This is a genomic window from Pseudomonas sp. B14(2022) (genome assembly GCF_012030485.1).
GTDB lineage: Bacteria > Pseudomonadota > Gammaproteobacteria > Pseudomonadales > Pseudomonadaceae > Aquipseudomonas.
The window spans coordinates 20,641-29,378 of record NZ_JAAUVM010000040.1 but is presented as its reverse complement, the minus strand read 5'-3'; the positions used below and the strand labels follow the sequence as shown (position 1 = coordinate 29,378).

6 protein-coding genes are annotated in these 8,738 nt (G+C 60.3%); 3 read left to right on the top strand and 3 right to left on the bottom strand.

Annotated elements, in window-relative coordinates; translation table 11 throughout:
• The first annotated feature begins 215 nt into the window (after nucleotides 1-215).
• From HCF10_RS30545 to HCF10_RS30535, 3 genes are read left to right on the top strand one after another with little or no spacing between them, the layout of a single operon-like run.
• The gene (locus HCF10_RS30545; protein WP_131700459.1) at nucleotides 216-875 is read left to right on the top strand and encodes a paraquat-inducible protein A; all 660 of its coding nucleotides are present in this window, start codon (nucleotides 216-218) and stop codon (nucleotides 873-875) included.
• A complete protein-coding gene (locus HCF10_RS30540) occupies nucleotides 862-1,485 on the top strand; it encodes a paraquat-inducible protein A (RefSeq protein ID WP_131700458.1) in 624 nt (207 codons plus the stop codon). Before HCF10_RS30545 ends, HCF10_RS30540 begins: the two co-directional genes overlap by 14 nt.
• The gene (locus tag HCF10_RS30535) at nucleotides 1,478-3,781 is read left to right on the top strand and encodes a PqiB family protein (protein WP_167657055.1); all 2,304 of its coding nucleotides are present in this window, start codon (nucleotides 1,478-1,480) and stop codon (nucleotides 3,779-3,781) included. Before HCF10_RS30540 ends, HCF10_RS30535 begins: the two co-directional genes overlap by 8 nt.
• A gap of 60 nt (nucleotides 3,782-3,841) precedes the next feature.
• Here HCF10_RS30535 and mksF read toward each other — a convergent pair whose 3' ends face one another.
• Genes mksF through mksB form a run of 3 tightly spaced genes read right to left on the bottom strand, consistent with a single transcriptional unit; the run spans nucleotide 3,842 to nucleotide 8,653 of the window.
• Entirely contained in the window at nucleotides 3,842-6,682 is a 2,841-nt protein-coding gene (gene mksF / locus HCF10_RS30530; RefSeq protein WP_167657054.1) for an Mks condensin complex protein MksF, read from the bottom strand.
• A complete protein-coding gene (mksE, locus tag HCF10_RS30525) occupies nucleotides 6,679-7,386 on the bottom strand; it encodes an Mks condensin complex protein MksE (RefSeq protein WP_027606956.1) in 708 nt (235 codons plus the stop codon). The genes mksF and mksE overlap by 4 nt, the downstream gene beginning before the upstream one ends.
• Complete coding sequence (gene mksB / locus HCF10_RS30520; protein WP_053134085.1) at nucleotides 7,376-8,653, bottom strand: Mks condensin complex protein MksB; 1,278 nt, start codon at nucleotides 8,651-8,653, stop codon at nucleotides 7,376-7,378. The genes mksE and mksB overlap by 11 nt, the downstream gene beginning before the upstream one ends.
• Between the last annotated feature and the right edge of the window lie 85 nt (nucleotides 8,654-8,738).

Below are 8,738 nucleotides of genomic sequence, written 5' to 3'. Positions count from 1 at the left end.
GAAACGATGCATCGCCGATGGTAGTGTGGGGTTTCCCCATGTGAGAGTAGGTCATCGTCAAGATTAAATTCCGAAACCCCATTTGCGAAAGCAGATGGGGTTTTGTTTTGCGCGGTCGAAAAGTGCGGAAAGACGCACGACAAATTTGCACAGTTATTTCTGAACCAGACCACTAGAATAGCCACCTAACCTTTTTTAAAGTTTGAGCCCTATCTATGCCGGATCCGGTTGACGCCCTTGAGGTGTCGGATTTACCACTGGAGAACTTGGTGGCATGCCATGAGTGCGACTTGCTGATGCGCAAACCCGTGCTCGCCCTCGGTGAAAAAGCCCAATGCCCGCGTTGCGGTTATGAGCTCTACGCTCACCGCCATAACGTCGTTGAGCGCAGCCTCGCCCTGGTACTCGCCGCGCTGTTGCTGTACGTCCCCGCGAACTTTCTGCCCATTATGCAGCTCAATCTGCTCGGGCAGTCCTCAGAAGACACCGTGTGGAGTGGCGTAGTCGGCCTATTCGATACCGGGATGCAAGGCGTCGCCGCCGTGGTGTTCCTATGCAGCATGGGCATTCCGCTGCTCAAGCTGCTTTGCCAACTGGCGGTGCTGCTCAGTATTCGTTGGAAAATAGGCCGCAGTTACGGGTTGCTGTTGTACCGCATCTACCACCACATGAAGGATTGGGGGATGTTGGAGGTCTACTTGATGGGCGTACTGGTGGCGATCGTGAAACTCGCCGACATGGCCTCAATCACCATCGGCCTGGGTTTGGTCTGCTTCGTCAGCCTATTAATGGTTCAGGTTCTGCTTGAGGTGGTGATGTCGCCGCACCAGATCTGGCAAGCACTGTCAGGAGAAGATGATCATGCGGGCGATTGACGCAGGCATTCTGATTTGTACCGAATGTCATGAGCTGAACAAACAAGAGCCGGACACCGATGAGCAAACCTGCACTCGATGCGGTGCACTGATCCACGCCCGTCGCCCCAACAGCCTCGCGCGCACCTGGGCTTTACTGGTCACGGCGGCCATTCTGTATATCCCCGCCAATCTGTTGCCGATCATGACCGTCAACTCCCTTGGCCAGGGCGAGCCCAGCACCATCATGGCCGGTGTGATCCAGTTGGTGCAGCACGGTATGTTCCCGATTGCGGCTGTGGTGTTCATCGCCAGCATCCTGGTGCCGACGTTCAAGTTGGTGGGCATTGGCCTGTTACTGTTTTCCGTACAGCGTCACCAACCGCTTTCCGCGCAGCAACGCATTATCATGTACCGCTTTATCGAATTCATTGGCCGCTGGTCCATGCTGGATATCTTCGTGATCGCCATCCTGGTGGCGGTTGTAAATTTTGGACGGCTTGCCAGTGTCGAGGCTAACCTCGGTGCTGCAGCGTTCGCCAGTGTGGTGATCTTGACGATGCTTGCCGCAGTAACTTTTGATCCCCGACTGATTTGGGATAACACGGAGTCGGACGACGACCATGAGTGATTTGCCTAAAGCTAAAACCCGCCCGGCCTCCAACTGGTCAGCCATTTGGGTTCTTCCCCTGATTGCCTTGATCATTGGTGGTTGGCTGGGGTGGCGTGCCTATTCCCAGCAGGGTATTGAGATCCAGGTGCGCTTTGAAAGCGGCGAAGGCATCCAGGCCAACAAAACCGAAGTAGTCTACAAAGGCATGCCCGTGGGCAAGGTCAAGACCCTGGCTCTTGACGATGAGGGTAATAATCGCGGGGTGATCGCCACCATCGAGATGAACAAGGATGTTGATCAATACCTCAAGACCAACACCCGTTTCTGGCTGGTCAAGCCCAGCGTCAGCCTTGCCGGTATTACCGGCCTGGAAACCTTGGTCTCCGGTAACTACATCGCCGCGAGCCCTGGTGATGGTGAACCTACCCGTAAATTCAAGGCGCTCTCCGAAGAGCCTCCGTTATCTGACGCCAAGCCCGGTCTGCACCTGACCATCAAGGCCGACCGCCTCGGTTCGCTCAATCGCGGCAGCCCGGTGTTCTACAAGCAGATACAGGTCGGCCAGGTCAAAAGCTACTTGCTCTCCGAGGACCAGAGCACCGTCGAGATCAAGGTCTACATCGAGCCGACCTACGCCAGCCTTGTGCGCAAACACACGCGCTTCTGGAACGCCAGCGGCATCAGCATCGACGCCAATCTCTCCGGCGTGAAAGTGCGCAGCGAATCTCTTTCCAGCATCGTCGCCGGTGGCATCGCCTTCGCCACCCCAGAGAACCGCAAGGACAGTCCACCCACTGATCCGAGCCTGCCGTTCCGCTTGTACGAAGATTTCGACGCGGCCGCTGCCGGTATCAAGGCCAAGGTCAAGCTAACGGACTTCGAAGGCCTGCAGGCCGGGCGTACACCGGTGATGTACAAAGGCATTCAGGTGGGCAGCCTGAAAACCTTGAAGATCGACCCGGACCTGTCCAGCGCCAACGCCGAGCTGACCCTCGACCCATTGGCCGAAGACTACCTGGTTCAGGACACTCAGTTCTGGGTGGTCAAACCTTCCATCTCGCTGGCCGGTATTACCGGCCTGGAAGCCCTGGTCAAAGGTAATTACATCGCCATTCGCCCTGGCGACAAAGGCAGCGCCCCGCAACGCGAATTCGTCGCCCGTGCCAAGGCGCCGCCGCTGGACCTGCGCTCCCCAGGCCTGCACATGGTCCTGTTTACCGACAACCTGGGCTCCCTGGATGTCGGCAGCCCGATTCTCTACAAGCAGGTCAAGGTCGGCTCGGTGCAGAGCTACCAGTTCTCGCGCAAGAACAAGCAACTGGTGATCGGCGTTCATATCGAGAAGGAATACGAAAACCTGGTCAACGGTTCGACACGTTTCTGGAATGCCAGCGGCGTCACCCTGACCGGCGGCCTTACCGGTGGTATCCAGGTGAAGAGTGAATCCCTGGCCAGCCTGATGGCCGGCGGTATTGCCTTCGAAACACCGCAGCCGAACGTACCGCTGAAAAAACGCATTCCACGTTTCCGCTTGTTTGCCGACCGTGAGGCTGCCAATCAGCATGGCACCCTGGTGACCATCAAGGTCGACCGTGCTGACGGTATGCGTCCAGGCACACCGGTACGTTTCAAAGGCCTGGATGTGGGCAAGATCGAGAGTGTGGACCTCAGTGCCGATATGCAGTCGGTGCTGCTCAGCGCACGTATCACCCAAGTGGCAGACCGCATCGCGCGCGTCGGCAGCCAGTTCTGGGTGGTCAAGCCAGAGCTGGGCCTGATGAAAACCTCCAACCTGGAAACACTGGTCACCGGGCAATACATTGAGGTGCAGCCGGCTGCGAAAAACGCCGGCCCGCAGAAGAGTTTCGTCGCACTGGACCAGCCCCCTGAAACTGTCCGTCAAGAGGCTGGCCTGAGCCTGACACTCAGCGCCGCACGCCGTGGCTCGTTGAAGGAAGGCGTACCGGTGACCTACCGTGAAGTCACCGTGGGCAAAGTGACCGGCTACGAGCTTGGCCAGACCGCCGACCGCGTGCTGATCCACATCCTGATCGAACCCAAGTACGCGCCGCTGGTACGCAGTGGCAGCCGCTTCTGGAACACCAGTGGCTTCGGCCTCGACTTCGGCCTGTTCAAGGGGGCGACGGTGCGTACCGAGTCCCTGGAGACGCTGGTGGCCGGCGGTATCGCATTTGCCACGCCAGACGGCGAGCGCATGGGGAACGCAGCGCGGCCGCAGCAAACCTTCCCGCTGTTCGACAAATTCGAAGAGGAATGGCTGACGTGGGCGCCTAAAATTCCACTCGGCAAATAAAGCTACAAAAAAGGCCGCGATCCAATGGATCGCGGCCTTTTTACATTTCAGCGCAAAGCGTCAGACTTCATCCAACTCCGGCTCATCCGCCTGCACATTCACCGTCGCCTTCACCCCATCATGGCGGCGGATGTACTTCCAGTCCGCCTCATCGATGTAGATCCCGTTCGGCCCGCTGCCGCCCTCCAGGTCGATTGCCACCTGGGCAGACACCTGCGGCTTCACACTGGCGAGGATCGGCACAAAGCCCAGTTGCAAGCTGGTCTCCAGCAACGCTGCCTGGTTCTTCTCATCGATATCCGCCGCCTCGTCGAGGTAGTACGGCAGGCGCACGCGGCCAGCCTGGTCGCGGTCCATCAAGTGCAGCAACAAGTACATGTTGGTCAGCGCCTTGATGGTCATGGTGGTGCCGTTGGACGCCGCACCGTCGATGTCGGTGTGGATCACCGGCTGACCGTGCACCTTGGTGATCTCGAAGGCCAGCTCGAACAGGTCCTTGAGGCCCAACTGGTTATGGTTGGCGGCCACCAGGCGGGCCAGGTATTCCTTGGCCTCTTCGTTCTTGTTGTCCTGCTCGGCACTTTGGCTCAGGTCGAACACCGACAGGGTTTCGCCTTCTTCGTACTGGCCAGCACTGTGGATGATCTGGTCGATATGCTTGAGGGCTTCCTTGTTCGGCGCGAGCACGATGCGAAAGCTCTGCAGGTTGGACACCTGACGCTTGTTGATCTCGCGGTTGAACAGCGCCAACTGGTGTTCCAGGCTGTCGTAGTCGCTGCGGATATTGCGCAGCGTCCGCGCAATGTCAGTGACCGCAGCACGGCGTGCCTTACCCAGTGTCAGCGCCTCATCGGTGCGGTGCGCATAGGCGTTGATCAGCAATTGCAGGCGACGCTCCACGTCATCCTCGCTGTCGAACTTGGCCACGCCCTTGAGGCGCACCTGAGCGTACAGCGCCTCGATCTGGCCATCGGCACGCAGCAAGCCCTGCCAGCTGTCCTGATAGTCATTGAGCAGCGGCAGCAGGTTGTCCATGGAGTCATCGACCGGGTCCATGAACGGCGTGCCGAATGGCAAGTCGGCCGGCAACAGCTGCCGGCGGCGCAAGGCGTCATCCAGCGTGCGTTGCTTGGCTTCCATATCGCCGATCTGCCGGCCTACCAGTTGCAGCTTGGCGGACAGTTGCTGGACGCGTTCGGTAAAGGCGTCACTGGAACGCTTCAACTCATCCTGGGCCGCTTCCATCTGCGCCAGGTTTTCCAGTTTTTCGCCTTCCTCGGCACTCAGGGTTTGCGCGCGACGGAAATCTTCCAGCGCCTTTTGCGCGTCGAGCACTTGCTGGTACAGCGCTTCGGTCTGGGTCTTGCTTGCGGCACGGTCAGAGGCCACGGCTTGCTGGGTTTTCAGCTGCTTGAGTTCTTTTTCCAGGCGCTCTTTCTGGTCGCGCAACGCCGCACGATCCGCCAGGGCCTGCAACGCCGGTGGTTCGATGTGCGAGATGTCGATGGACAGCCCCGGCACTTCAAAACGCTCGCCCTTGAAGCCATCCAGGATCTGCTCCAGGGATTTGACCCACTGGCCGTCCTCGTCCAGCGTGATGCCGTGTTCACCCAATGGCAGGCTGAACAACGAGCTGTTGAACAGGCGCATCAGGCGCTCGACATCCTGCTGCGAAAACTCTTCGCGCAGCTTGGCGTAGCTGTTGTTATCCGCGTGATCAAGCTGCTGCTTGACCGACTTCAAGCGCTTTTCCAGGTCGCGCAAACGCTCGTCCAAATCCTCGGCGCTGAACTGTCGCGACTGCGCCAGGGCGCCCGCCAGTTCATCGTGAGCGTCCTTGGCCGCCAGCAGTTGCTGCTCCAGCACCTTGACGTCATCCACCAGGGCAAAGCGATGCTTGAGCACCGACAACTCGCCCAGCCAACGCTGGATACCACTGATTTCCCGCTCCAGGCGCATCAGCTCCTGGGTGCCGCCACGCTGATCGTTCTGCAGTGCATCCTGCTCGTTGCGGTAGTGCTCGGCCTGGATGGTCAGCTCTTCCTTGCGCGCACTGGCGTAGTCCGACCAGGTGCCCAGCAGCGAATCCAACAGCGGCGACAGGCGATGCAGCTTGCCCCGCAGGGCGTCGCGCTGCCGGACGCCATTGGCCAAGGCTTCCACCAGCGGGCCGGCAGCGACCAGGGAGTTGTAGTCCTGCTCCATGCGGCGTACATCGCGGAAGGCCTCTTCGCACGCGGCGATGTAATCCACGCTACCCGAACGCAGGCTGTGTTCGAACGCATCGAGGAACAGCTGCTTGAGCTTGGCGGCGGTGATTTCGCGCATGTGCAGCAGGTTGATAAACAGCGCGCGGAAGGTCTTCAGGCTCTGCTCGCTGGTGGAGCGCAGCGGGATCAGGGTCAGGTCCAGCGGGATCGATGTGTGGCCACCCACCAGCAAGCGCCGCAGTTCATCCGGCTTGAGTTCGTAGGCCTTGAGGCCCTCGCGCTCAAGGTTGGTGAACAGCTCTTTCTGGCGCAGGCAGGTGTCGTTTTTCTGGTAGTGGGCCAGGTCCAGCTTGCCGGCATAGGCAAAGAACTGGTGACCAAAACCGCCGCCCGGACCGCGCCCGACCACGCCGATTACGTGCGGGCCGTGGGGCAGGGAGACTTCCACCAGGATGTAGCTGGTGTCGGTGGCGAAGTAGAAGCGCCGCGATTGCTCCAGGGTGTACTTGCCGAAACTCATGTCCGACATGCGCGCCAGGATCGGGAACTGCAAGGCGTTGATCGACGCGGATTTACCCAGGTTGTTCGCGCCATACACCGACAGCGGCTCTTCCAGCGGGAACAAGCCCAAGCTGTAACCGGCGGTGTTCAATAGGGCGAAGCGGCGGATGCCGTAGCGTTCCTTACTCATGCGTCGGTCTCCTGTTCTTCGGCAATGGCGCGGGCCAGGGCGTCTTCTTCGCTTTCTTCAGCGAAGTCACTCAAGTCCAGCGGGTCATCGGTCTTCAGCAGTTTCTCGTCGCTGTCTTCGTCGATGATCACTGGCGCTGGCAACGGCAACACGCTGTGTACGCTGGCCGCGAGGTCACGGTCTTGCTGCACCGACAGGCACACGTCGAGGAAGCGATGCATCGGTGGCAGGAAGCGGTAAATGCCGTTGTCTTCGCTGGCAAAACCCAGTTGGGTCATGCGGCGCATGATTTTTTCTTCGAGTTCTTCCTGGGTCTGCACTTCGGCCTGGATAAACAGGTCGCGGTACTTTTCCAGCAGGGACGGCAGTTCATCACGACCGAGGCTGCCACCGTCGAGCACGGCAATCGGGTCGCGGCCCTGGTCGGCCAGGTGCTCGACGATGATGAAGGTGAACAGCGCCAGGCGCTGGGCGGTCTTGTTGACCTGCGCACTGGCAATCGCGGAGTCCGGCACGAAGTAATAGAAGCCACGGGTATCGCACACCAGCTCAAAGCCCAGGGCCTTGAACAGCGTGCGGTACTGGTCCTGGAAGTTCGACAGTTGCGCGTACAGTTCGGGGTCGCGGCGGCTGACGTGGTAACCCTTGAACAGCTCGCGAAAGATCGGCGCCAGCTGGGACAGTTCGGATAGATCAAGATGCATAAGGTGTACTCGCAGGATGCTCGGCGGCGTCGGTGCCGGCCGGGAGCAGGGCGAATGAGCGCAGGCTGACCTGGTGCTCGTGTGTGTGGTAATCGCGGCGTTCCAGGCGCTCGCGCTTGAAGCGTTTTTCGCGCGAGAGCCGTGAGAACCAGTACAGCAACTCGTCGGTCGCGCCGTCCGGTTCCTGCTCCAGCAGCCAGGTCATCAAGTCCGGCATCGGCAGCGCGTCTTCGCAGCGCTCGAGCATTTCCTTGACCGTACGCGGCGCGCGCTGGGCTTCGCCCTTGTGGGATTTGTGCGCCTTGGGGAACCGTGCCGGTTTAGGCTCGAAGTTCGCCAGCGCATACACATAGGCCTCGACCTGGCTGGCACTGCCCAGGAAGGTGCTTTGCGGCCGGGTGAACATCGGCATCGCCGCCTGCGGCACCGCGTCCAGGCCTTTACGGCGGATGGCCGACAGCGCGAGCGCGGCGCCACGGGTCACGGCGTTGTGCCGGCGTGCCTCTTCGCGCAGCGGCAACAGCAGCTCGCGGGCGTGACGCAGGGTCAGCTGGGCGCTGGTCTGCATTTCGAGGATGCGCGCGTGGGTGCGCAGCAGCATGTCGTCGTCCACCAGGTGGCCGAGGCGCTGTTGCTCGGTGAGCATGCGCAACAGCACGTTTTCTACCTTGCGCACGCCTTGTTCGAAGGCACCGTCGGCGTTCACCAGTTGAATCATCGGTTCGACGTATTCGTCCCAGGTCGCCAGGACTTCGGCGTAACGCTGGCGCAACGGGATCTGGCGGTCGCTGGTCTTGGCACGGTCGGCCACGGCCGCGAGGGCCTGTTCGTCGTTGGCGAGTTTTTTCAGTACGTCGCGTACGCGCATGTCGAGCAGGCGCAACTGGCGGGCCAGGTCGTGGCCATCACGGATGTCGAAGGCGTCCTGAATATAACCGGCCAAGCGCTCCAGATGGCGCAGGTAGGCTTCGATTTCCAGGCACAGGCCGAGCCGGTGCTCCTTGCGAAGATAAGCCAGGAAGTCGTGGATCTGCGCGTTGAGCTCGAAACGATTCGGGCTTTTGGCGACAGGCACCAGGATGTCCAGGCGAATCCACACGTCCAGCAGGCTGGTGATGTCCTGGGGCGTGCTGTCCAGTTGTTGGGCGGCCAGTTGTGCGCGCAGCTCGCTCAGGCTGAGGGTGCCTTGGTCGAAGTGTTCGCACAGTGGCTCAAGTAAGGCCCAGTGTTCGGCGAGGGCGCGCAGGACGCGCTTGGGTTCGATCATGGGAATGGCCGGCTGGTTGGCGATTAAAAGTCGCGATTGTACTGCATCAGGCGCGGGATTTATCCACAGCCGGTCAGTGCACAGT

Excerpts from the sequence above, each read along its gene's own strand:
- HCF10_RS30545 (WP_131700459.1), top strand. The coding sequence starts at position 216 with ATGCCGGATCCGGTTGACGCCCTTGAGGTGTCGGATTTACCACTGGAG.
- HCF10_RS30540 (WP_131700458.1), top strand. The coding sequence starts at position 862 with ATGCGGGCGATTGACGCAGGCATTCTGATTTGTACCGAATGTCATGAG.
- HCF10_RS30535 (WP_167657055.1), top strand. The coding sequence starts at position 1,478 with ATGAGTGATTTGCCTAAAGCTAAAACCCGCCCGGCCTCCAACTGGTCA.
- mksF (WP_167657054.1), bottom strand. The coding sequence starts at position 6,682 with ATGAGTAAGGAACGCTACGGCATCCGCCGCTTCGCCCTATTGAACACC.
- mksE (WP_027606956.1), bottom strand. The coding sequence starts at position 7,386 with ATGCATCTTGATCTATCCGAACTGTCCCAGCTGGCGCCGATCTTTCGC.
- mksB (WP_053134085.1), bottom strand. The coding sequence starts at position 8,653 with ATGATCGAACCCAAGCGCGTCCTGCGCGCCCTCGCCGAACACTGGGCC.